Below are 21,630 nucleotides of genomic sequence, written 5' to 3' on the forward strand. Positions count from 1 at the left end.
GTTCCGGGAAATAACGCTCATAGCCGGCGTTTACAACGTGGAGCAGGCAATTGAACGCTGAAACGCCGAAATTCGCCGGATTCAATTGAGCCGTTCGAACAGTTCGCGACGGAGCGCGCTGGTCGTCTCACACGGTGTGGTCTTGATCTCCAGCAATGGCTCGACGAACTCACGCTCGACGCCCGGCGACGCGGTCACGAGGTCGCCCGGCTCGACCAGCCGCCCGTCGGTGTCGACGACCCAGTACTCGACTTCGATGCTCCGTCGTAGCGAGTTCCCTGACATTGTGATCCCGAGGCTAGTCCGTGGGCGTCGGCGCTCCGATGCCCCGATCCGTGGTAACTATTACCAACTTAGCCGACGGTCCGGCCCCACAAGAATTTTCCGACCACTGCAAAATTCTGCGGTAGGTTTGCGACCGCACCCTGTTCTTTTGGGCCGAACGACATTCAAATGTGTACTTAATACGCCTATTGAAAATCGTTCGTCGAATCTTTCCTCAAATGAGGATCGCCAGCAGGAAACCGACGACGAGTAGCGTCGTCAGCAGGAACTGCGCGACGGTACTCGCGAGCATTCCGAGGGTCGTGTAGACGGCCGTTCGGGCGCTGGCGGGGCCGTCGCCGGTGCGGCGGATCTCCGCGAGGAAGACCACGCCAGCGACGCCGAGCAGGATGCCGACCGGCCCGGCGACGAAAAATAGCAGGAATCCGGCGACGCCGGCCAGGAGGCTCGTCGTGGTGCCGGCACCGCTGACTTTCGCCGAAACAGCGCCGGCGAACCAGTCGACGACGACGATCAGCAGTCCCAGCGCGGTCAGCACACCGAGAACGAGCAAGCCGGGATCAGTGTAGCCCGTCGACCACCAGTAGAGGTAGACGCCTCCGAGCGAGAGGAGCGCGCCGGGAACGAGCGGGACGAGCGTTCCCAGGACGCCGAGAAACGCCAGTCCGATCGCGAGCCATACCACCAGATCCGTGCCGAAGAGGGTCGTGAGTACGGGTCCAGTCATCTGTATCGGTCGGCCTCCGTCAGTGCCGCCGCCGGGCCGCACGCATCGACGAGGGGTTCCAGCGCGTCGCCGAGCGCGCGCATCGCCTCGGCCGTCGAGTGGGAGTCGAGTATCGACGCAACCTCGTCCCACGGCCGGCCCTGAAGGGGTTTCAGGACCAACAGCCGCTCCTGACGCGTCGTGAGGTCGACGTCGACGCCGGCGGTGAAGTACGTGACGGCCAGCCGGCGGTACGGGCCCGGTGCCATGTCGAACAGGCCGGGGCCGAACGCCGCGCTCGCGACCTGTCGCCACTCCCAGTCGGCGAGATCGAGGTCGGCGTCCCGGTTCAGTGCCGAGAGGGTCGCCCGCACCACGTCCGGGTCGAGGTCGGCGAGAGGGTCCGCCAGTACGTCCCCGACGCGGGCGACGAACTGGTCGGTGTGGCGCTCGAACAGGTCGGTTCCCGCGTCGCTCGTGGGATCGAGCATCAGCGCGGAGTACTCCCCGCTCTCGTCGTTACGCGTCGTCGAGAGGTGGACGGGCCGGTAGCCGTTCCCGGCCCAGAACTCCAGCAGTTCGGGGGTCGCGCCGTAGCCGACGCCCAGCCAGTCCACGTCGTCGGCGACCTCCTCGCGGATCTCGGCGAGGAGGTGCGACCCCAGACCGCGTGACCGGGCGGCGTGGTGGGTGGCGATTCGGAGGACGCGGTAGCCGACCGGGACGCCGGCCGACTCGTCCCGGAGCTGGGTCGTCAGCACGTCCGGGAGCATATTCCCGCGGATGCGCCCGCCGTCGTACATATCCGCCCGGGTTTCGGCGTCGAGGCCGCCCTCCCGGGCCAGCAGGGCCACCGAGACCACGTGCCCGTCGTGCAACAGTGCGCGGACGGTGAGGTTCGGCGCGTCGAGGAGTCGTGCCAGGTCGTCGGGTTCGGTCCGGTAGTGCGCCAGCACGAGCAGACCGAACGTCTCCCGGAGCACGGTCTCGTCGGCCAGCAGGTCCGCGGCCTCGAGCGCGACGTACTCGACGGTCCCGGGCTGGGCGTCGGCTACGAGCGGGTCGACCGGCGGGCTGGCGTCGAGCAACAGCGCGCGGAAGGCCCACACCTCGACGGGGTCGCCCGTGGCGTACCGAATCGGCTCTGCCAGTCGGACCTCGCTGGTCGCGTGGTCGCTGTCGTCGAGACGGTCCCGGAAGCGGACGGAGAAGCCCCGGCCCGCTCCCTCGTAGCCGTGGACGGTCGTCGCGAAAGCCACTGCCGGCGCGTCGAGGAACGATTCGAGGACGTGGACCGGAAGCGCGGCCGCCTCGTCGACGATTACGGCATCGGGGCCGGCCGGGAGACCGCCCTCCACCGCATCGGCCGCCCGACGGAAGCGGACCCGACCGTCCGGCGCAGTCAGTTCGTGGGGCGTGTCGGGGTCGTCGGCGGAGACGAGCGCGTCCGCGGCGGCGAGGCGCTCGCGGGCGCGTGCGAGAACTTCGGCGGCGTTGCGGTACGCCGGAGCCGCCACCAGGACGTCCTCGCCAGCGAGTGCGAGCGCGCCGGCTGCCAGTCCCGCGGCGCTTGACTTTCCGCGCCCGCGGTCGGCCTCGACCACGACCGCCTGCCCATCGTCGTGCAGGCGTTCGAGTTCCAGTACCGCCTCGGTCTGATCGTCCGTCAGGCAGGCCTCGTAGACGGCATCGGGGAAGGTGTGGGCGTCGGGGAGGGAAACACCAACGCCGGCCAACACCGGCGCGGGATCGGTCAGGCCGTCGCGTTCGACTCGCTCGGCGTCCACGTCGACGATGGCGATTCCGGGGTGAGCCCGAACCGTCTCGACGAGTCGGCGGCGGAAGTGACCGGTGACGGCGGACAGGTCGGCCGGCGGGACGGCCAGGCCCTCGTCGAAGCCGTCGCGACGGTCGGGCCACTCGTCGAGCGGCGGGGTCAGCAGGATCAACAGGCCGCCGCCGTCGACGACGCCGACGGCTCGGCCGATAGCGTTGGGTCGACAGGCCGCGTGCAGGTCCAGCACGACGGCCTCGCGTGTCGTGCCGAGCAGTTCCGCCGACCGTTCTAGTGGGAGGTGTTCGCAGTCGAGGGCGGGTTCGGGGCCGACCAGCGTCGCGTCCGCCGGGTCGATCCCTGCGGCGTCGAAGGTGTCCGCGGCGGCCCGGCGCGTCCGATCGGGGGCACCTGCGAGGACGAGCAATCGGCGTTCGTCGGTCTCGCGGGCTTGTTCTCGCAACCGGCGGACGACGCCGTCGAGCATACGCCCCCTCGATGTGCCGCCGGCTTGTGTCTGGCGGTTTCGGCGGTTCTCGTGCCCGAACACTCAACTGTGCGGGCTCGGAAGGCCGGGTATGTCGACGCTACGGACGCCCCTCTGTGATCGGCTCGGGATCGACGTGCCCGTCGTGCAGGCCCCTATCGGCAGCGTCTCCTGTCCCGCCCTCGCGGCCGCCGTCTCCGAGGCAGGTGGGCTCGGGACGCTGGCGGTCACCTGGCTCGGCCTCGACGCCACGGAATCGGTGATCGCGGCGACCCGCGAGCGCACGGACCGACCGTTCGGCGTGAACCTCGTCCTCGATCCGGACACGACCACCCACGCGACCGAGGAGCATCTGGAAGTCTGTCTCGACGCCGGTGCGGAGATCGTCTCCTTCTCCTTCGGCGACGCCACCCCCTACGTCGAGCAGGTCCACGACGCCGGCGGGACTGTCCTCCAGACCGTCGGCAGTGCCGATGAAGCGCGCGAGGCCGTCGCGGCGGGCGTGGACGTACTCGTCAGCCAGGGCTGGGAGGCCGGGGGGCACGTCCAGAGCGACGTGGCGACGATGCCGCTGGTCCCGGCGGTCGCCGACGTGGCGGGCGAGGACGTGCCGGTGATCGCCGCCGGCGGCATCGCGGACGGGCGCGGTCTGGCTGCAGCGCTGGCGCTGGGCGCTGACGGCGCGTGGCTCGGGACGCGGTTCGTCGCGGCCGCCGAGTCACGGGCACACCGGGAGTACCAGCAGGCGGTGACGGCGGCCGACGCCCGCGAGGCCGTCCGGTCGGAGTTGTACGACGGTGGTTGGCCCGGCCAGCCCCACCGGACGCTCGAAAACGAGACGTACGCGGAGTGGGCCGACGCCGGGGAACCGCCGGTCGGCGAACGCCCGGGCGAGGGCGAGGTAGTCGCCCGGTACGGGAACGGGCACCCGGTCGAGCGGTACGACGACGATCCGCCGCTGGCGGGGATGGAGGGGACCGTCGACGAGATGGCCATGTACGCCGGCCAGAGCGCGGACCTGACCGACGACGTCCAGCCGGCCGCCGAGATCGTCGACGAGCTGGTCGCGGGGGCCCGTGACCGTATCGCTGTCCTGTCAGGATCCGGTTGTGGATCCTGACATGGGGGTAACCAGCCCGGAGATCCTATGCGGACGCCTGACACTGTTGTGGCGGCATCGAAAGCGCTTTTAGCAGGGGATAGCCAATGAAGGGATACAGCCTGCGCGGGGTTGATGATGCTCCTAGCCTCTCAGGACTTTGCCGTCGGCCGTCACACTTGGCGGTCGACTCTCAGGCGGGGGAGCGCGAGCCCACGCGCGGGAGGTGAATACCAATGTCAGTATACGTCGATTTCGACGTCCCAGCAGACCTCGCCGAGGACGCCCTCGAGGCTCTGGAGGTCGCACGGGACACAGGAGTTGTAAAGAAAGGAACCAACGAGACGACCAAAGCCGTCGAGCGAGGGAACGCGGACCTCGTGTTCGTCGCCGAGGACGTCCAGCCCGAGGAGATCGTCATGCATCTGCCCGAGCTGGCCGCCGAGAAAGACGTGCCCTATCTGTTCGTCGAGTCCCAGGACGACGTGGGTCAGGCGGCCGGCCTGGAAGTCGGCAGCGCCGCGGCGGCCATCGTCACGGCCGGCGAGGCCAGCGGCGACGTCGACGACATCGCACAGAAGCTCGAGGACCTCCAGTAGGTGACTCGATATGAGCGCAGAAGAAACTGAAGACGGAGGCGGCTCGACGCCCGCGGAGGTCATCGAAGTCGTCGGCCGAACCGGGATGCACGGGGAGGCCATGCAGGTCAAGTGTCGCATCCGCGAGGGCGAGAACCAGGGCCGCATCATCACCCGGAACGTCCTCGGCCCGGTCCGCGAGGGCGACGTGCTCCAGCTCCGGGAGACGGCCCGCGAGGCCGACCAGATCGGAGGACAATAATGCCACGAACCCGCGAATGTGACTTCTGTGGCGACGACATCGAACCCGGCACGGGCACCATGTTGGTGCAAAACGACGGGGCGACCGTCATGTTTTGCTCCTCGAAGTGCGAGAAAAACGCCGACCTCGGTCGCGAGGCCCGCGACATGGGCTGGACCGAGTCCGGCCGCAGCGCCGGCGGCAAACGCGCCGCCGAGACGGCAGACGAACCCGAAGCCGAGGAAGAAACCGAAGCCGAACCCGAAGACCCCGCCGCGACCGAGGCCGACGTCGTCGAGGACACGGGTGCCGCGCCCGACCTCGAAGACGCCGAGTCCGAGGCCACGCCGGGCCCCGAGGGTGAGGGTGCCGACGAAGCGGCCGCCGACGCGGACGCCGACTCCGCAGAGGCCGTCGACGAGGACGCCGAAGACGGCGACGACGAGGCCGACGAAGAGGAGGCCGAGGCATAGATGAGCCACGACGAGCGCACGTTCGTGATGGTCAAGCCCGACGGCGTCCAGCGCGGCCTGATCGGTGAGATCGTCGGCCGCCTCGAAGAGCGCGGCCTGAAGCTCGCCGGCGCGAAGTTCATGCAGATCGACGAAGAACTCGCCCACGAGCATTACGGCGAACACGAGGACAAGCCCTTCTTCGACGGCCTGGTCGAGTTCATCACCTCCGGTCCGGTGATGGCCATGGTCTGGGAGGGCGCGGACGCCACCCGCCAGGTCCGACAGATGATGGGGACGACCGACCCCGCCGAGGCCCAGCCCGGCACCATCCGCGGTGACCTCGGCCTGGACCTCGGACAGAACGTCATCCACGGCTCCGACCACGAGGACCCCGGCGCGAACGAACGGGAGATCGACCTGTTCTTCGACGAGGAGGAACTGGTCGACTGGGAGAAGTCCGACGCCGAGTGGGTGTACGAGGACGCCTGATCACTGACAGCACCGTCGGTGACTCCGTAATTTCTCAGTATTTTCGACGCCGGAGAGCGGTGGCTGTCGCGGGGTCGCTCGCGAACGGGCGAACACCGGGAGTAACTATTTGGACGCCCGCCCGATAGCGAGGGGTATGCGTGTTCGCCAGCGTGGACGATTTCTCGACGACGAACGCGGGACGTCGACGCTGGCGGTCGGTGGTGGCTCGACGTTCCCTCTGCTGGTCGCGCTCGTCCTGGGCGGGCCGATGCTGGCCGCGCTGATCGGTGCGGCCGTCCGGCGGGAACGGGCCTTCGACTACGTGGCGACGGCCGCCGCGTCCCTGATCGCGGTGTTCGCGCTAACCGGGACGACCGGGTTCGCGACTCACTGGACGATACTCGGGATTCTGGCGGTGCTTTCGGTCGTGGCTGGTCACTGGCTCAGCTTCCGGGGCGACCGGACGAGTCTGGTGATCGTCGGGAGTATCTACGCCGCGCCAGTGGCGCTGGCGGTGGCACTGCTGGTGACACTGTGACGTGGCGGTGTGTGAGCGGCGGTGACTGATTACAGCGGTAGCGAGGCGAAAGCCCACCCGTTCACGGGTGGGATGAAGCCGACAACTGGGGAGGAAACCACGGATGTCGGCCCGCCTGATATTCCCCCGTTTTATTATCATCCAGACAAACGTTACAACTGTAATCGTGGTCACGACCACTGTCACCACGACGTTTCACAACCCCTCCCGAGAGCGCTGCAGGGAGTGGCAACGCGCCACTCACCTGTACCGCGACACCAAGCAGTTCTGCATCGACGGGTGGGAGACCGGCGAGTTTGGCATGAGCGTGACCACGGCCAGCATCGACAACGACCTCTACTCGGCCATCCAGAATCAGGCCATCCGCGAAGCCAAATCCGACTACAAGAACGACGGCATCGTCGAGTACCACGCCAGCCAGCCGTTGGCGGTCAACAACCAGAACTGGGAGATCGACCGCACCGAGAACGGGTCGGTCGTCGTCGGTTTTCCCTGTATCTCGGGCTGGTGGTACACGCCTATCGACGTGTACGACGACATCGCCGATGACGTTGCTCGACTCGTGGCTGGCGAAGCCGACAAGTCCCGGTTGCAGGTGTACCGCCGGGACGACGACTGGTTCTGTACGTTCACCGTCGAATACGACGCAGAAACGGGCGAGGAGACGGCAATCGGCGTGGACATAGGTCACAACCACCTGCTGGCCGCAGACGCAGAAACGGGCGAGTCGATGCTGGTGTCCGGTCGTGAGGCGAAATACGTCCGGCGCAAATATCGTTCCTTGCGCGAGTCGCTGCAACAGGCGGGTGCGCTTCGCGCACGTAACCGCGTGGGTAACAAAGAACAGCGCCGGATTCGTGATCTCAACCACAACGCCTCCCGTCGCCTCATCGACTGGGCCGAGCAGTTCGAGAATCCCGTGCTGAAAATCGAGGACCTGGAGGGCATTAGAGAGGGAAGCGACTGGCGCGGCGTCCACTCGTGGCACTTCCACCAGTTGCAGGAATTCATCGTCTACAAGGCAGAACAGGCCGGGATTCGCGTCGAGGAAGTTGACCCGTTCGAGACGAGCCAACGCTGTTCGGCCTGCGGTGCCGAGGGCACACGCAACAGCGACCACTTCTCATGTCCAGAGTGCGACCGTAGCCGCCACGCCGACCTGAACGCCGCCGAAAACATCCGTCAACGGGAGGGAGAACCATGCACGGCCTAACACTTCGGCTGACGCGACCCGTGCGGCCTCGTGGACTGAACACTCCACCGACTGCTTCGCAGCCGCCCGGCGTGACCGGGGAGGAAGGCCGCGTTGACCCGGCTGTACGCGCTGGAAAGCACGTCCGGGGTCGTAACCGGATGGCGACCTGTGAGGCTGGCCACGCGAAAGCGTCCCTGAGCCGCCGAGGAAACGCGCAACCTGAATATCCCCGTCGGGGAATCCCACCCCTTTAGGGGTGGGAGGAGGTCAATCGGTGAAGATGTCGATGGAGGCCTCGACGAGCCGGACGATTGTCGCGACGAACGTCGTGAGGAGAGTCTCGACGAGCGAGAGGAACACGCGGTAGGCAGTCGCGACACGCAGGCCGAACCGATAGACCTGCCAGAGTCCGCGCAACAGCGTGGCCCGCTCCGGGTCGTCTATCTGATCGAGCATACGCGAGACACGGACCGCGGGCGCGGTAGTCATCCTATTTGGACGTTCCAGCAACTGGCGTCTTACGCGTTTCGGCTCCCGACAGATTTCGCCCCCTGGACCGCCACCCGGCGGCAGTTTAACGATCCGGGCCGACCAAGGTCGGGGTATGCCCGGCATCAACTACGAGGATTTCCTCGATCTCGAGTACGAGCCCCGTGACTCGGAGCTGGTCTGTACGTTCGCCGTCGAACCGGCCAGCGACATGGACATGGCCGACGCCGCCGGCCGCGTCGCCTCGGAAAGCTCCAACGGCACCTGGGCCGAACTCCAGGTCGAGGGGTCGATCACCGACCTCTCGGCGACGGCCTGTGCCATCGACGGGAATCGAGTCACGGTGGCGTACCCGGACGCACTGTTCGAGGACGGCAACATGGCGCAGGTGCTGTCCTGCATCGCCGGGAACATTTTGGGCATGAAAGCCGTCGAGCGCATCCGCCTGCTCGACTGTGACTGGCCCGAGCCGCTGGCCACCTCCTTCCCGGGCCCCCAGTTCGGGACGAGCGTGCGCGAGGATATCTTCGACGCCGGCGACCGGCCGATCACGGCGACGGTGCCAAAGCCCAAGGTCGGCCTCTCGACCGACCAGCACGCCCAGATCGGGTACGAGGCCTGGACCGGCGGACTGGACCTGCTGAAGGACGACGAGAACCTCACCGATCAAGGGTTCAACCCCTTTGCGGATCGCCTCACCGAGTCGCTCGGCCAGCGTGACCGCGCCGAGGACGAGACCGGCGAGAAAAAATCCTACCTCGTGAACGTCACCGCGGACACCCGACGGATGCTCGAACGGGTCGACATGGTGGCCGAACACGGCGGCGAGTACGTGATGGTGGACGTGGTGACCTGTGGCTGGGCGGCGGTTCAGCGGGTCCGCGAGCGTTGCGAGGACCACGGGCTCGCGATCCACGCCCACCGCGCGATGCACGCCGCGTTCGACCGCATCCCCGACCACGGCGTGTCGATGCGGGTCCTCGCACAGGTCACGCGCCTCTGTGGGGCCGACCAGCTCCACACCGGCACCGCCGACCTCGGCAAACTCGAAAACGAGGATTCGGCGGGAATCAACGAGTGGCTCTACGCCGATCTGCACGGCCTGAACGACGTGCTTCCGGTCGCGTCGGGCGGTCTCCATCCCGGTCTCGTTCCCGAGTTGATCGACCGTCTCGGGAAAAACCTCTGTGTCCAGGCCGGCGGAGGCGTCCACGGCCACCCCGACGGCACCCACGCCGGCGCGAAAGCACTCAGAGCGGCGGTCGACGCGGCCGCGGCGGGCGAAGACATCGAGGACAAAGCAGAGGACGTGCCGGAACTCGAAACCGCGATCGAGAAGTGGGGAACGGAGACGCCACGGTGAGTCGGTCGGTCACCGGGTCTCGTCGGTCCAGTCGGGTTCGTCGACGGTCACGTCCCCGACGGCGGTGGTCTCCAGCGAGAGAGACAGTTCCTGTCCGGTGTTCGCGTTCACGAACTGGAAGTCCGCGGACCGGATCACGCCGGTACGGTCGACGAGTAGCGTCGCGCTGGGGTCGGTCGCGTTGCGCGGTCGCCGGTCCGCACCGGCGAAGGCGTCGGCACCGAATCGGTACAGTCGCGTTCCGTCCCGCGTGACGTTGCCGGCGAACGCGAACTCGAACATCAGGAAGTAGTCGGCTTCGGTGAATCCGACGGTGCCGCGCTGGTACTGTCGACGGGTTCGCTGGCGCGTGGTTTCCGACACGGTGGTGGTCGCCGCCTGCCCGTCGAACGTATCGTTGTAGCGCTCGTAGCGGTCGTCTCCGGTGTGATACTCGTCGATTCGACTGGCGAGGAACGAGCCGGATACGTTGCGGAACGATCGCGTCACCCGGTAGCGCTGTCGCAACGGGGTCGTCGACCCCGCCGCGGTCACCAGCCTGAACGACGTTCCCTCGGGGGCCACGACGGTCCGATTGGTTTCGACCCGGTAGCTACCGCTCCGGTTGAGCGCCCGGAAGTGCGCGAGCAACAGTGCGCTCGCGTTCACTTCCGAACCGGTCCGGACCGCCTGCAGATCGAGTGGTTCGAGGTCTGCATCGGGGGTTTCTCTCGTGCTGTCGTCGTCAGATCCGGTATCAGTTCCCTGTTGTGGCCCCGAGCCGTCCGAAGCGTCTGGCTCGCCGTCCGCGGTCGGCGACCCCGGGCCGCCTCCGCCCGAACAGCCCGCCAGCGCGACCAGCGCCACCAGGAGCACGACGCCCAGTGTTCGACCGTCCATACGGGAACCTACATCTCGGCCGACATAAAATCGAGAGCGGTTTCACGTGTCGAGCAAGTCTTCGATCCGGTCCCAGGAGAGCGGTGGCGACGGGCCACGCACACCTGCGGCCAGGGCACCGCAGGCGTTGGCGACGGCGAGACACCGGTCGAAATCCGGCTCCGCGTCGCCGTCGAGCCACGCGGTCAGGAAGCCGGCGGCGAAGGCGTCGCCCGCGCCCGTGGTGTCGACGGCCTCGACGGGGAACCCGTCGTGGCTCGCGTAGTGCCCGCAGGGCGTCAGGACTTCCGCGCCCGCCGCGCCGTGTTTGAGGACCACCGTTTTGTCGAGGCCGTCAGCCGGGCCGAAGTGGTCCTCGATGGCCGTCGATGCCTCGCGCTCGTTGACGAACACGAGATCGGATCGGGCGAGCGGGGCCGTAAAGTCCCGTGCGTCGATCCGCCGGCCGGGGTCGAAACTGACCCGGAGGCCGTGGTCGTGGGCGCGATCGGCCAGTTCGGCGGCGGTATCGGGGTCCTGACTCGTCAGGTGGAGGTGGTCGGCGGCAGCGAGGATGGCGTCGTCGAGGTCGTCGGCCCCGAATGCTTCGTTGCCGCCCTCGTTGCCGAGGACTGCGACCTCACCGGCGGGGTCGACGACGAGGTACTTCACCGCGGTCTCGGTGTCGGCGACCACGAGCGGGTCGCAGTCGACGCCGGCCGAATCGAGGGCCCGGGTCGCGAGGTGGCCGTTCTCGTCGTCCCCGACGCTCCCGAGGATGGTGGTGTCGTTGCCCAGCGCGGCCAATCCAGTGGCGGCGTTGCTGGCGCTCCCGCCACAGGACTGGGACTGATCGGTGATCGTCGCCTCGGCGTCGGCACCGGGAAGGCGGTCGACAGAGAGGGTCACGTCCCAGTTGACGTGGCCCGCACAGATCACGCGCGCCGGATCGGCACCGCTCACACCGGGTCCTCCCACGGTCGCGCGGAGGTCTCGCCGAACAGTTCCCGCATCAGCGTGACGATGCTCTCGGGTGGGAACTGACCGCGCTCGGTGACGATGGCGTCCATGTAGCGAGGCGGCGTCACGTCGAAGGCAGGGTTCTCGACGGCGATATCGCCGATCTCATCGCGCTCGGCCGGGCCGATGATCTCGGCCTCGTCGCGCATCTCGATCTCGACGGTGTGGCCGGTCATCGTTCCCGGATGGAGTTTGATCGTCTGGGCCGCGGTCATGATCGGAACGCCGCGCTCGCGGGCCGACACCGCCAGGCCGCTGGTCCCGATCTTGTTGACGACGGAGCCGTCCGCCGCGACGGCGTCGGCTCCGACGAGGACGTGATCGACCTCGTCGAGGTAGCGACGGGCGGCGCTGTCGACGATCAGTGTCACGGGTACGTCCCACTCGCGCAACTGCTCGGCTGTGATGTGGCCCTGATTCCGGGGACGTGTCTCCTTGACGACCGCGGACAGTTCCTTGCCCTGGTCGAGCGCGGCCTCGATACAGGCCAACGCGTCCGTCGAGTGGCAGTGGGTCATCACGGTGTCCCCGTCCCGCAGTCGGTTGGCACCGATCTCGCCGAGGTCGTCCTGTGCGCGGTCGAGTTGGTCTCGGAACTGCTCGACAGCGTCGACCGCGGACTGCCGGAGCGACTCGACGGTCGTCCCCTCCATGCTCTGAAAGACGAACCGTAGCGCGTTGGGCAGGGAGACAGCGGTCGGGCGCGTGTCGTAGAGCACGCCCGCGGCCGCGTGCATCTCCGCCCTGAACTGCTCGGCCGTCTCGGCGTCGCTCGCCGTGGCCTGCGTGGCCAGCGCGTCGGCCGCCGCGTCGGCGATGGTCGCCGCGCCGCGAATCTCCATTTCGGCGATGTCGGCGGCGACGGCCTCGACCGCCGGGGCAACCTCCGTGTCCATGGCGCCGAACTACGCGGTCGGGCGTAAAAAGTGACCGGGGGGACGGGAGGAGTGCCGGGAACCCATCATTCCATGTAGCCCAGTTGCTTCAGCCGCTCGGCCACTTCCTCGTCGTCGCGGCTGTCGTCATCGTCGGCCAGCGTGATGGGGTCGCGACGCTCCCAGTCGCGGTCGTCGGCGAAGATATCGAGGACGTCGCCGGTCATGTCTTCCGGCACGTCACAGCCGCTGGCGACCAGCAAGGTCGGCGCGATGTCGCGGATGCTGATGTCGTCGAGTTCGCCCGCCTCGGCGAAGTCCGGGCCGCTCGCGAGGAAGATGCCGTTGGGCGTGTTCTCGGCGGCCCAGCGGTCCGGGCCGGTCTGGATCACGCCGCCGCCGACGCCGTCGTTGACGTGGACGCCCGGGCGCTGGTCGACGACGATTTCGGGTGCTTCGTCGAGATAGGGGCCCTCGTACACCTCCTCACCGCGGTACACGTCGGTGAAGAGCCGGCCGTGTTCGTCCTCGACGGCGGCGAGATCGGCCATCAACTCTTCACGCACGGATTCGGTATCGAAGTCGGGGTTGAGGTAGATCGGTCCCTGTGCGCTGGCGACGGCCTTCGTCCCGTCGAGTTCGATGGCCTCCAGTTTCCGGGAGCGTTTGAGCCCGGCGCTCTGGGGGACAAGCTCCTGAATGCGCTCGGGAACGACTTTTGCGAGGAAGTCGACCGCGCCGACGCGTTTGGCGGCCGAGAGAGCAGTCTCGCGGTCGATGCCGACCCGCTTGAGGACGCCGTCGACGGTCTGGGTGCGGGCCTGATAGCCGTTTTCGGCCAGCCACTCGTTGACGTAGAACTCCGTCTGGGTCGCCGCGGAGCCGTGGTCGGACATGACGACGAGGTTGGTGTCCTCCAGATCGTCGAGTCGGCCGAGCCACTCGTCGACGAGTTCCCAGGCGCGCTTGCTGGGCTCCTCGTCCCAGAAGAAGTGATGGATGACGTTCAGGTAGAAGAGGGTGACGTGGACGAAGTCGAGTTCTTCCTCCTCGAACAGCGAGAGGGCGACCTCGAAACGCTTGTCCAGCAGGTCGAGGATGGCCTCTACTTCCGCACCGCGTTCTTCGTTCGAGGAGAGGAGCGGATCGGGGTGGACGCGGTAGTCGAAGCGGTCTTCCAGCTCGGCGGCCAGCGATTCGGGGGCGGTGTAGCCCGAGGAGATCGAGCGGTACTCTCCCTCGACGGCGTCGGGGCCGCCGGCGACGACGGGGCCGTCGATCTCGCGAGGCGGGTACATCGTCGGCATATTGACCACGCCAGCGGTCTGGCCGTCGTCGTTGAGGTAGTCCCACAGTTCGGCGGTGTCGAATTCGCCGCCGTTGACGACCTCGATGACGCCCTCCTCGAGGTCCATCCGTTCGAACCAGAAGACACCGAACCCGCCGGGGTCCTTGCCGGAGGAGTAGCACTTCCAGTTGGGGAAGGTCACGGGCGGCAGGCAACTCCGGTGCTCGGCCCAGGCCGATTCCGAACGGAGGGCGGCGAGGTTCGGGAGGTCACCGGCCTCGATCCAGGGGTCGAGCAACCGCCAGCTCGCCCCGTCGAGGCCCACGACGAACGTCCGTGTCATGCGCGAGTCGACGATACGGACACAACTATGTCTTTCCGTCCAGTCCGGCGCATTCGAGACAAACGACAGGTCTAAGTTTACCGATGCGAGCAACTCTCTCAGTGGACGTCGTCGCCGTCATCCCCGCGTACAACGAGGCCGACACCATCGGTCCGGTGATCGATGGGACTCATGAACACGTCGACCGGGTGGTCGTGGTCGACGACGGGTCCAGCGACAGCACCGCCCAGATCGCCCGCGAACACGGTGCGACGGTCGTCGAACACGTGTTCAACACGGGCGTGGGCGGAGCCGTCCGAACCGGCTACCAGTACGCCATCCAGCACGATTACGACTTCGTGCTCCAGGTCGACGCCGACGGGCAACACGACCCGGAGTACATCCCCCAGTTGCTAGACGCGGCGGCCGACTCGGACATGGTCATCGCGAGCCGGTACCTCAACGAGAGTTTCCAGGACTACTCGCTGACGCGGAAACTCGGTATCGCCTTCTTCACGAAGATGGTCAACACGCTCGGCGGCATCGACATCACCGACGTGACCAGCGGCTTCCGGGTCTACCGGGTGTCGGCGCTGGCGACGATCCTGCATCGGTCGGACAAACACTGGGCGGTCGAACAGACCCTCGAAGCCGCCAAACGGGACTTCCGGATCACCGAGGTCTCCATCGAGATTCCGACTCGGGAGGAGGGCGAATCGCAGTTCTCGCTCGACACGTTCGTCCTCTACCCGCTCCGGATGACCGACGTGATACTCAGGGTCCTGCTCTTTCGCTAACGATGGATTTCACGCTCGTCAACCTCCTGTCGTTGCTGGTCGGTGCCCTGTTCCTCGCGAACGGCTACTACCTCGTCAAGGAGGGCCGGGAGGCGCTTGCCCTCTTCGTCATGTCCCTTTTCGTCGGGGCCGGCCTGATGTTCGTCGCCGTCTATCCGAACTTCTTCGAGATGCTCGCCACGCTTCTCGGACTGGAGTGGAAGGCACGTGCGATTCTGGTCGTCTCGAACCTGGTGTTGTTCGTGATAATCACCTACCTCATTAACCGCATCGGGAAGCTGTACGACCGGCTCTCGCGGCTGAACGAGGAAGTGAGTCTGCTGAAAAGCGAACTTGAGGAACTGGATGAGTGACCGCGCAGTCCTCTCGATCGATTTCGAGTTGTTCGAGCAGACGCCAGCCTATCGGTCCGCCGACGGGACGATGGACGAAGACGGCGTCGGACTGGACGGCGGGGAGTTCCTCCGTCGCACCCTGGCCACCCACGACGCCACGGCGACCTGTTTCGTCGTCTCGTCGGTCGCCGAGTCCCACCCCGACGCGGTCCGGGCACTCGCAGACGCCGGCTTCGAGATCGGATCACACACCCACAGCCACCGGCTGCTCTCGGAGCTGTCGGCCGCCGACCGTCGCGAGGAACTGGCCCGTTCGCGGGAGGTGCTGACCGAGGTCACGGACGAACCGGTGACGGGCTTTCGCGCGCCGGCGTTCGACCTCGCGTCGGACCACTTCGCGGTGCTGGCGGAGACCGGCTACCGCTACGACTCGAGTGTCGTCGCCAGCCGGACGATTCCGGGCTGGTACGGCGGCGAGTTCGACCTCCACCGACCCGCACCCGCGACGGCGGTCGACCCGGACGCGCCGACGGGACTCGCGGAGTTGCCTGTCAGCGTCATGCCTGGGCTCCGGTTGCCGCTGACGGGCACCTGGCTCCGGTTTTTCGGCCCGCGGTACACGATCCTCGGGATGAAACTGCTCGCCCGGCGCGGGATCACGCCGGTGCTGTACGTCCACCCGTGGGAGTTCGTCGACCTGCCAGCCGTCGAGGGCGTCCCCCGGCGCGTCTACTACCACACCGGCGAATGGATGCGCCGGGCGGTCGAGCGAATCCTCGCACAGGATTTCGCGTTCACGACCGCCCGCGAGGTCGTCGCGGACGCCATCGCGACCGACCCATCCACCGGAACTGCAGGGGCAGGACGGATCGAGGGCCGACCGGAGGAGGAGTAGCGTGTCCGGGCGGACCCGTCGCGGGATCGCGGTCACGCTGGCCCAATACGCGCTGGGGCTAGCGGCGCTTGGCTGGCTGCTCACGCAGGTCGACCTCGCGAACGTTCTCGTCCTGCTCAGCCGGCTGGACGCCGCGACGATCCTCGCGGTGTTGCTCGTGAGCGTCGCCGCGCTCCTCGCGCACTTCTACACGTGGTACGTCGTCAGCCGTCCGTTCGGCGAGGTTCGGTTCCGCGAGGCCGCCAGCGCCGATCTCATCGTGAAGTTCGTCAACCAGTTGTTGCCCTCCCGGCTCTCCGGTCGGGTCGCTGCGCCGTTCGTCGTCCGGAGTGAGACTGGGATCGGGTACGCTGACGCAACGGCGGTCGCGGGCGTCCACACCGGTCTGTACGCGATCTACTACGGGGCCGTTGCACTGTCAGGGGTCGCATTCGTGCTGGGACGGCTCCCCTGGGGGCTGCTCGCGCTGGTCGCACTCTCGACGGGGCTGTACGTCGCCGCCGGCGGGTTCGTGTTGCTCGCCGGGATGAACCTCGAATTCCTCGATCGGCTGATCGAGGGACTCGCGGACGTGGTGGCGCGCGTTCCCCGGATCGGCACCGGACTGGCCGAGCGTCTGCGAGCGGTTACGGAGTACACGACGTCGTCGACGAGTTCGTTCCGGCGGCTGACGACCGATCCGCGCATCTGGCTCCACTACGGCGCGGGGTGGGCGGGGGCGCTGGTGCTCGCGCCCGGCGCTCGCGTCCTGCTCTTGCTGTGGGGGTTCGGCACGAGTTTCGAGCCCGCCATCGTGCTCCCGCTCGTGCTGGTCGCGGCCTACAGCGTCACCCTGCTCCCGCTCACACCCGGTGGAATCGGCGTCACCGAAGCGACCGCGACCGCCGTCTTCGTCGCACTGGGTGTGCCCGGCGACGTGATCGTGCCCGTAATCCTGATCGACCGCTTCCTCGGAATCTACCTCCCCGCGGTCGCGGGCTGGTACCCCTCGCTGAAGGTCGACGTGTCGTCGCTCGCTCCCGACCAGGAAGCGTAGCGGTGTGTCCCCGCTGTATCACCCCGTCGGCGTCGCGCGGTACGGGTACAGGGCCGCGACGAGGGAGAGTTCGATTGCCCGGTATCGACGGCTCGGTTCCGGAATCGGGCGTCCGGTTGTTCGTGCCCAATCGGACGCCTAGAACGGCGGGAATCGCCCGTATTCACAGGCGCTGTCCCGCTGTAGGATCACCGTGTACTGGTTCTCCGCGAGTTCCTGCTCGTCGGCGTACTGGTCGGTCTGGGGCACCAGGCCGACGTGGAACAGATCCGTCACCGACCCCGGCGTCGGCCGGTCGGGGACGAAGTTCGGCGGGCGCGGCCCGAACTCGGCGACGATGCGGTAGCTGTACTCACCGGAGAGCAGGTCCCGGAAGTACGCCTGCTGGTCCCTGCCGTTGCGGTAGTAGGTGCCGTTTTGCAGGTAGAGCAGGTCGCGATACCCGAGCTGGATGTACTCGGGGCAGTCGACGATCGACGCCGCTTCGGCCTCGTCCTCCGGCCCGAACAGGTGATTGATCCGCATATCGTGGGGGACGGCGGCGTCGTGGAAGTCCCGCCGGTAGATCTCCATCGTGGCGTCGTCGTCGGCGTTGTCCTGTAACCACTCGGTCGCCTGATCGCGGGGCATCGAGGCGTAGCCCCCGACGCCGACGCCGGCGTAGATTCCGGTCGTCACCAGCAGGAGTGCGATCACGGGCGTCCCGACGGACGGGTTCCGCTCGCGCAACCGGATCAGCGACAGCGCGAGCAGGAGTGCGATCAGCGGGAACGTCGGCAGCAGGTGGTGGACCCGGAAGTCGTGCCAGCCCGAGAACAGCAGGAGGTAGACGACGAGCGCGACGCCCGCGAGCGCCAGCGCGTCGGTACTGGTGGCCTGGTCACGCACCGCCGACAGACTCGCGACGACGCCGGCCAGTGCCGCGAAAAACAGCGGCAGTCCGAGCGCGCTGAAATAGCCTCGGAGGAACCACCACCAGATCTGGGCGGTCGGGCCGGTAGTGTGTGTGCTCCGTGCGCCCGGTTGTTCGAGGACCCGATACAGGAACTTGTCGAAGCTCCCGACGAGGAACGTGGGATACCCGACGAGAATTGCGAGTAAGCCCAGCAGCGCGCCACCGGCGACCAGCCGCGGCCGGAACAGCGCCTCGAACCACTCTCCCTCGACGTGACGGCCACGCAGCAGGTACGCCAGCCCGACCAGAAAGACGATGGGCGCGGCGGTCAACTTGAACGCGATAGCGACCCCACCGGTCGCGCTGGCCGCGAGGAACGCCGTCCCGTCGCCGGTCCGGACGTACCGGACGAGCAGGTACAGCGCCAGCAGGAGGAAAAAGAGCGCGGGCATATCCTCCCCGCCTTCGTGAGCGATGGTGAGGAAGCCGAAGGTGAGCGTCAGGACGAGCGCGGCCAGCCGACCTGTCGCGCGGTCCCGGAGTACGGTGCCGAGGCGATAGGTCAGGTAGACCGCGCCGACGGCGAAGGCGACGTTGAACAGTCTGACGAACACGAGACTCCAGGTCCAGATCCACTCCGGCGTCCCGTGCCAGGCCGGGTAGTAGCCGAACTCCGGCTGGGGGTAGCCCAGTTCCGTGAACGCCGACAGATCGCCCGTCAGGACCGACACCAGCAGGACTGGCAACAGCGCCAGCCCGAACAGGTACAGCGTCGGTCCGAAGGGGACCCGGCTCCACTCGACGCTTCGCTGGAGCGTCTCGATGCTGGGATCGGCGATCATCCGCCCCATGGGGACCATCGCGTCGAGCAGACGGCTCTTCTCGTCTCTGGTCGCGAAGTTGGGGATGCGGTGCCAGAACCAGAAGCTACAGAGCACGGCCGCGAGCAAGACGATGAACGGCAGGTACGGATCGGATCGGAAGTCGTCCGCGACCTGCGTGCGGACGCGGCGAAAGAGGGCACGAATGCGGGAGGCCATACCGGACTCAATCCGTGACGGCGGTAAAAACGGAACGGAGTCAGTCGCTCGTCGGGGCGGCCAGCCCCACGTCTATCTCGCCAGCGTCGAGTTCTTCCTCGACCTCGCGGGCGGCCTGGACCATGTTCTCCATCTTGCCGTAGGCCACCTCACGGGGCAGGAGCTTCAGCCCGCAGTCGGGCGAGACCGTCAACTGCTCGGGCGGGACGATCTCGAACCCTTTCTTGATGTTCTCTTTGATCTCCGCGACGGGTTCGACCTCGGCGACGTGAACGTCCACGACGCCCAGCGCGAGGTCCTTGGTGAACTCGTGTTCGGTGAACACGTCGAGTTGCTCGTAGTTGCCGTTACAGAGTTCCAGATCGTACTCGTCGACCGGGTAGTCGAGCATCTCGGGGTAGATCCGCGAGTAGTCGCCGTAACAGACGTGCAGGCCGATCCGCACGTCCTCGGGCACGTTCTCGACGATCCGGTCCAGACAGTTGCCGACGATGGCGTGGTCGTCCGGCGTCGTCGCCAGCGCGGGTTCGTCGATCTGGATGTACTTCGCGCCGGCGTCCACGAGCCGTTCGATCTCCTCGTTGACGAGGTCGGCCAGGTCGTAGGCCAGTGCCTCGTCGTCGTCGTAGACCTCGTTGAACGACCAGCTCGCGAGCGTGTAGGGGCCGGTGATCGGCACTTTGACGGGGCGTTCGGCCACCGAGTCGGTGAACTCGAACTCGTCGACCAGCCACTCCTGACCGTACTCGACGTTCTCGACGACGGAGGGTTTATCGAAGTAGTTGTGGCCCCAGACCTTCACGCGGCCGTTGAACTCGTAGCCCTCGATCAGGTGGGCGAAGTACTCGACCATCTCGTTGCGTCGCATCTCGCCGTCGACGACGGCGTCGAGCCCGGACCGTTCGTGTTCCTCGGTGATGAGGCGGGCGGCGTCGTCGGCGGCTTCCTCCCAGTCGTCCTCGTCGAAACTCGCGTCCTCGTCTTCGAGGAGCTCGCGGGCGCGGTCGAGCCACTTTGGTTTCTTGTAACTGCCGACGACGGTCGTCAGCAGGAAGTGGTCGTTCGGATGGTTCTCGGGACGGAACTGCTCTCGCGTCATGCGGAGATCACCTCTTTGTTGACTGCGGCCAGCGCGTCCAGTTTCGCCTCGTACTTGTTGACAGGGAGATAGAACGTCTCGGTGTTGATCGTCGCGTAAATCGTCTCGAAGTCGGTGCTGGGGGTGTTGTCGTCGACCCACTCGATGCGCTCGGCGATGGTCTCGGGTTCCTCGACCAGCGTGTTCTGTCCATCGACGATGCCGAGCGCGATGTCGTCTTTGGTACCGTACTCGCTGATGTTGTAGACGTTGTCCTCGTGGTCGGCCACGAAGTCGAACCCGATGGCGTCCACGTCGGCGTCCATCAGGTGGGCGTAGACCTTCTCGTCCAGTGCGCCCCAGTAGGTGTGGGCGACCACGTCGGCGTCGGCGGCCGCGGCGACGGCGTCGATGGCCTCGCTGGCGCGCTCGTCCGCGCCGTCACCGGGCGGGTTCTCGACCAGCGACGGTTCGAGCAGGAACAGCGTCTCCACGTCGGGGAACTCGGCGATCTCCTCGATCAGGAACTCGCTGATCGCGTCGAGGAACGCGGCGTCGTCGCCGTAGTGTTCGTCGGTCGCCAGATCGGCCAGAGAGTACGGACCGGGGAGAACCGCCTGCAGACCCGCATCGACCTGCTCGCTCGCGGCGTCGAGTTCGGCGGCCACGTCGCCAGTCGCGGCGAGGTCACCGGTCACGACCGGCTCCCGGTAGAAGTTGTTGTTGTCGTAATACCGGACGATCCCACGGGTATCGACGGCGTCGGCGACCGCGAGCGGGTGGGCAATCATGTCGTCCCAGCGGCCCTGCCCCTCGACGATCCGGTCGAGGCCGGCCGACTGCTGGCGGTCGACGTACTCGCTCCGGACGCGTCCGTAGGCGTCTTCGATAGCCTCGCCCTCGGTCCCGTCGATCAGATCGGCCTTCTGGTGGCCCTTCAGATCGGATAACTCGTCTTTCGCCCAGTCGGGCAACGGGTACAATCCCGGTGTCGTCGTAACTACCTCTGACATTGCAATCCTGTACGAAATGACGCCCTTTAATATTTGCTAATCGGTTTGATGACTTCGAGTTATGATCCGTCCGACGAGAGGGTATATAAAACGGCACGACGGTACCACTGGGTGTTTACGGGGAACAGTACCCCGTCGGACCGATCTCATCAACAATCGAGCTGTCTGATCGACACTGGCTATTTTACACACAAACAGTCGTGAAATAAGTTTTGTTTCAGGAGCTTAGCGTAGTTAATCATCTTGTTTATCCGGCAGGTCCGAATAGTGGCTGGTGGCATGAAACGAATTGCCATGAAAGCGATCCTCGCCGTCCTGGCGGGGGTGTTCGGGGTTGGAACCGCAGCGGCAGAGACAGGGGGAGACACCAGTGCGTTCGATCAGATCCTCGCGGAGATCATCGCCAAAGTCGGGGCGAACCTTCCGCCGGAGGCGAATCGAGTGCTCCTGGACCTGCTGTCGTCGATCGGCCTGATCTAGCCGCTATCGTGAAAGGA

General features: G+C 66.7%; 23 protein-coding genes and 1 pseudogene. 13 read left to right on the forward strand and 11 right to left on the reverse strand.

What is annotated here, in order from left to right; genetic code table 11:
- Positions 1-87 precede the first annotated feature (87 nt).
- From BMX17_RS18750 to tmcA, 3 genes and pseudogenes are all read right to left on the reverse strand, one after another.
- Positions 88-285 (reverse strand): annotated as a pseudogene (locus tag BMX17_RS18750) (glutamate--cysteine ligase); the annotation flags it as partial.
- 214 nt (positions 286-499) lie between these two features.
- On the reverse strand, positions 500-1,012 hold the full coding sequence (locus BMX17_RS18755) for a DUF456 domain-containing protein (RefSeq protein ID WP_092662970.1): 513 nt from the start codon (positions 1,010-1,012) through the stop codon (positions 500-502).
- On the reverse strand, positions 1,009-3,252 hold the full coding sequence (gene tmcA / locus BMX17_RS18760; RefSeq protein WP_092662972.1) for a tRNA(Met) cytidine acetyltransferase TmcA: 2,244 nt from the start codon (positions 3,250-3,252) through the stop codon (positions 1,009-1,011). Before tmcA ends, BMX17_RS18755 begins: the two co-directional genes overlap by 4 nt.
- Positions 3,253-3,343: 91 nt before the next feature.
- On the opposite strand from tmcA, the gene BMX17_RS18765 reads away from it, so the two are divergent.
- The 7 genes from BMX17_RS18765 to BMX17_RS18795 all read left to right on the forward strand — a co-directional run bounded on the left by BMX17_RS18765 (position 3,344) and on the right by BMX17_RS18795 (position 7,847).
- Positions 3,344-4,372, forward strand: a complete 1,029-nt coding sequence (locus BMX17_RS18765; protein WP_092662974.1) for an NAD(P)H-dependent flavin oxidoreductase — start codon at positions 3,344-3,346, stop codon at positions 4,370-4,372.
- Between the two features lie 215 nt (positions 4,373-4,587).
- Positions 4,588-4,950: a 50S ribosomal protein L7Ae gene (rpl7ae, locus tag BMX17_RS18770; protein WP_092662975.1), complete on the forward strand. Its 363-nt coding sequence runs from the start codon at positions 4,588-4,590 to the stop codon at positions 4,948-4,950.
- Between the two features lie 10 nt (positions 4,951-4,960).
- The gene (locus tag BMX17_RS18775) at positions 4,961-5,191 is read left to right on the forward strand and encodes a 30S ribosomal protein S28e (protein WP_092662976.1); all 231 of its coding nucleotides are present in this window, start codon (positions 4,961-4,963) and stop codon (positions 5,189-5,191) included.
- Entirely contained in the window at positions 5,191-5,643 is a 453-nt protein-coding gene (locus BMX17_RS18780) for a 50S ribosomal protein L24e (protein WP_092662977.1), read from the forward strand. Before BMX17_RS18775 ends, BMX17_RS18780 begins: the two co-directional genes overlap by 1 nt.
- Complete coding sequence (gene ndk, locus BMX17_RS18785) at positions 5,644-6,114, forward strand: nucleoside-diphosphate kinase (RefSeq protein WP_092662978.1); 471 nt, start codon at positions 5,644-5,646, stop codon at positions 6,112-6,114.
- Positions 6,115-6,250: 136 nt separating this feature from the next.
- Complete coding sequence (locus BMX17_RS18790) at positions 6,251-6,634, forward strand: hypothetical protein (RefSeq protein WP_092662979.1); 384 nt, start codon at positions 6,251-6,253, stop codon at positions 6,632-6,634.
- A 166-nt stretch (positions 6,635-6,800) separates the two neighbouring features.
- Positions 6,801-7,847: an RNA-guided endonuclease TnpB family protein gene (locus tag BMX17_RS18795; RefSeq protein WP_092662981.1), complete on the forward strand. Its 1,047-nt coding sequence runs from the start codon at positions 6,801-6,803 to the stop codon at positions 7,845-7,847.
- Between the two features lie 249 nt (positions 7,848-8,096).
- On the opposite strand, the gene BMX17_RS18800 is transcribed toward BMX17_RS18795, so the two are convergent.
- Positions 8,097-8,285: a hypothetical protein gene (locus BMX17_RS18800; RefSeq protein WP_092662983.1), complete on the reverse strand. Its 189-nt coding sequence runs from the start codon at positions 8,283-8,285 to the stop codon at positions 8,097-8,099.
- Positions 8,286-8,433: 148 nt separating this feature from the next.
- Between BMX17_RS18800 and rbcL the strand changes: the two genes are divergently transcribed.
- Positions 8,434-9,681, forward strand: a complete 1,248-nt coding sequence (rbcL, locus tag BMX17_RS18805; protein ID WP_092662985.1) for a type III ribulose-bisphosphate carboxylase — start codon at positions 8,434-8,436, stop codon at positions 9,679-9,681.
- 9 nt (positions 9,682-9,690) lie between these two features.
- Here the strand turns inward: rbcL and BMX17_RS18810 are convergent, their stop codons facing one another.
- From BMX17_RS18810 to BMX17_RS18825, 4 genes are all read right to left on the reverse strand, one after another.
- Complete coding sequence (locus BMX17_RS18810; protein WP_092662987.1) at positions 9,691-10,560, reverse strand: DUF7537 family lipoprotein; 870 nt, start codon at positions 10,558-10,560, stop codon at positions 9,691-9,693.
- Positions 10,561-10,602: 42 nt separating this feature from the next.
- Positions 10,603-11,502 carry an ATP-dependent ribose-1-phosphate kinase gene (locus tag BMX17_RS18815; RefSeq protein ID WP_092663092.1) on the reverse strand — a complete coding sequence of 300 codons (900 nt, stop codon included), beginning with the start codon at positions 11,500-11,502 and terminating at the stop codon, positions 10,603-10,605.
- Positions 11,499-12,455, reverse strand: a complete 957-nt coding sequence (locus BMX17_RS18820; RefSeq protein WP_092662989.1) for a ribose 1,5-bisphosphate isomerase — start codon at positions 12,453-12,455, stop codon at positions 11,499-11,501. Before BMX17_RS18820 ends, BMX17_RS18815 begins: the two co-directional genes overlap by 4 nt.
- A gap of 65 nt (positions 12,456-12,520) precedes the next feature.
- Positions 12,521-14,065 (reverse strand): alkaline phosphatase family protein, encoded by a 1,545-nt coding sequence (locus BMX17_RS18825; protein WP_092662991.1) that lies wholly within the window; start codon positions 14,063-14,065, stop codon positions 12,521-12,523.
- Between the two features lie 101 nt (positions 14,066-14,166).
- Between BMX17_RS18825 and BMX17_RS18830 the strand changes: the two genes are divergently transcribed.
- Genes BMX17_RS18830 through BMX17_RS18845 form a run of 4 tightly spaced genes read left to right on the forward strand, consistent with a single transcriptional unit; the run spans position 14,167 to position 17,107 of the window.
- A complete protein-coding gene (locus BMX17_RS18830) occupies positions 14,167-14,841 on the forward strand; it encodes a glycosyltransferase family 2 protein (RefSeq protein ID WP_092662993.1) in 675 nt (224 codons plus the stop codon).
- A 2-nt stretch (positions 14,842-14,843) separates the two neighbouring features.
- Positions 14,844-15,194, forward strand: coding sequence for a DUF2304 domain-containing protein (locus BMX17_RS18835; protein WP_092662995.1), 351 nt, complete (start codon positions 14,844-14,846; stop codon positions 15,192-15,194).
- Positions 15,187-16,071: a polysaccharide deacetylase family protein gene (locus tag BMX17_RS18840; protein WP_092662997.1), complete on the forward strand. Its 885-nt coding sequence runs from the start codon at positions 15,187-15,189 to the stop codon at positions 16,069-16,071. The genes BMX17_RS18835 and BMX17_RS18840 overlap by 8 nt, the downstream gene beginning before the upstream one ends.
- Before the next feature lies 1 nt (position 16,072).
- Positions 16,073-17,107, forward strand: a complete 1,035-nt coding sequence (locus BMX17_RS18845; RefSeq protein ID WP_092662999.1) for a lysylphosphatidylglycerol synthase transmembrane domain-containing protein — start codon at positions 16,073-16,075, stop codon at positions 17,105-17,107.
- A 138-nt stretch (positions 17,108-17,245) separates the two neighbouring features.
- Here BMX17_RS18845 and BMX17_RS18850 read toward each other — a convergent pair whose 3' ends face one another.
- Genes BMX17_RS18850 through BMX17_RS18860 form a run of 3 tightly spaced genes read right to left on the reverse strand, consistent with a single transcriptional unit; the run spans position 17,246 to position 21,133 of the window.
- Positions 17,246-19,042 carry an ArnT family glycosyltransferase gene (locus tag BMX17_RS18850; RefSeq protein WP_092663001.1) on the reverse strand — a complete coding sequence of 599 codons (1,797 nt, stop codon included), beginning with the start codon at positions 19,040-19,042 and terminating at the stop codon, positions 17,246-17,248.
- A gap of 40 nt (positions 19,043-19,082) precedes the next feature.
- Entirely contained in the window at positions 19,083-20,141 is a 1,059-nt protein-coding gene (locus tag BMX17_RS18855; protein WP_092663003.1) for a methionine synthase, read from the reverse strand.
- Positions 20,138-21,133 (reverse strand): 5-methyltetrahydropteroyltriglutamate--homocysteine methyltransferase, encoded by a 996-nt coding sequence (locus BMX17_RS18860; RefSeq protein WP_092663006.1) that lies wholly within the window; start codon positions 21,131-21,133, stop codon positions 20,138-20,140. The genes BMX17_RS18855 and BMX17_RS18860 overlap by 4 nt, the downstream gene beginning before the upstream one ends.
- 279 nt (positions 21,134-21,412) lie before the next feature.
- Here BMX17_RS18860 and BMX17_RS18865 point away from each other — a divergent pair, with 279 nt between their 5' ends.
- Positions 21,413-21,613, forward strand: coding sequence for a hypothetical protein (locus BMX17_RS18865; protein ID WP_092663008.1), 201 nt, complete (start codon positions 21,413-21,415; stop codon positions 21,611-21,613).
- The last annotated feature ends 17 nt before the right edge of the window (positions 21,614-21,630 follow it).

It is taken from the genome of Halorientalis persicus (genome assembly GCF_900110215.1).
In the GTDB taxonomy this organism is placed as follows: Archaea; Halobacteriota; Halobacteria; order Halobacteriales; family Haloarculaceae; genus Halorientalis; species Halorientalis persica.

Bases quoted from the DNA above. Each gene is read 5' to 3' on its own strand.
- BMX17_RS18755 (WP_092662970.1), bottom strand. From the start codon at position 1,012: ATGACTGGACCCGTACTCACGACCCTCTTCGGCACGGATCTGGTGGTA.
- tmcA (WP_092662972.1), bottom strand. From the start codon at position 3,252: ATGCTCGACGGCGTCGTCCGCCGGTTGCGAGAACAAGCCCGCGAGACC.
- BMX17_RS18765 (WP_092662974.1), top strand. From the start codon at position 3,344: ATGTCGACGCTACGGACGCCCCTCTGTGATCGGCTCGGGATCGACGTG.
- rpl7ae (WP_092662975.1), top strand. From the start codon at position 4,588: ATGTCAGTATACGTCGATTTCGACGTCCCAGCAGACCTCGCCGAGGAC.
- BMX17_RS18775 (WP_092662976.1), top strand. From the start codon at position 4,961: ATGAGCGCAGAAGAAACTGAAGACGGAGGCGGCTCGACGCCCGCGGAG.
- BMX17_RS18780 (WP_092662977.1), top strand. From the start codon at position 5,191: ATGCCACGAACCCGCGAATGTGACTTCTGTGGCGACGACATCGAACCC.
- ndk (WP_092662978.1), top strand. From the start codon at position 5,644: ATGAGCCACGACGAGCGCACGTTCGTGATGGTCAAGCCCGACGGCGTC.
- BMX17_RS18790 (WP_092662979.1), top strand. From the start codon at position 6,251: ATGCGTGTTCGCCAGCGTGGACGATTTCTCGACGACGAACGCGGGACG.
- BMX17_RS18800 (WP_092662983.1), bottom strand. From the start codon at position 8,285: ATGCTCGATCAGATAGACGACCCGGAGCGGGCCACGCTGTTGCGCGGA.
- rbcL (WP_092662985.1), top strand. From the start codon at position 8,434: ATGCCCGGCATCAACTACGAGGATTTCCTCGATCTCGAGTACGAGCCC.
- BMX17_RS18810 (WP_092662987.1), bottom strand. From the start codon at position 10,560: ATGGACGGTCGAACACTGGGCGTCGTGCTCCTGGTGGCGCTGGTCGCG.
- BMX17_RS18820 (WP_092662989.1), bottom strand. From the start codon at position 12,455: ATGGACACGGAGGTTGCCCCGGCGGTCGAGGCCGTCGCCGCCGACATC.
- BMX17_RS18825 (WP_092662991.1), bottom strand. From the start codon at position 14,065: ATGACACGGACGTTCGTCGTGGGCCTCGACGGGGCGAGCTGGCGGTTG.
- BMX17_RS18835 (WP_092662995.1), top strand. From the start codon at position 14,844: ATGGATTTCACGCTCGTCAACCTCCTGTCGTTGCTGGTCGGTGCCCTG.
- BMX17_RS18840 (WP_092662997.1), top strand. From the start codon at position 15,187: ATGAGTGACCGCGCAGTCCTCTCGATCGATTTCGAGTTGTTCGAGCAG.
- BMX17_RS18850 (WP_092663001.1), bottom strand. From the start codon at position 19,042: ATGGCCTCCCGCATTCGTGCCCTCTTTCGCCGCGTCCGCACGCAGGTC.
- BMX17_RS18855 (WP_092663003.1), bottom strand. From the start codon at position 20,141: ATGACGCGAGAGCAGTTCCGTCCCGAGAACCATCCGAACGACCACTTC.
- BMX17_RS18860 (WP_092663006.1), bottom strand. From the start codon at position 21,133: ATGTCAGAGGTAGTTACGACGACACCGGGATTGTACCCGTTGCCCGAC.
- BMX17_RS18865 (WP_092663008.1), top strand. From the start codon at position 21,413: ATGAAACGAATTGCCATGAAAGCGATCCTCGCCGTCCTGGCGGGGGTG.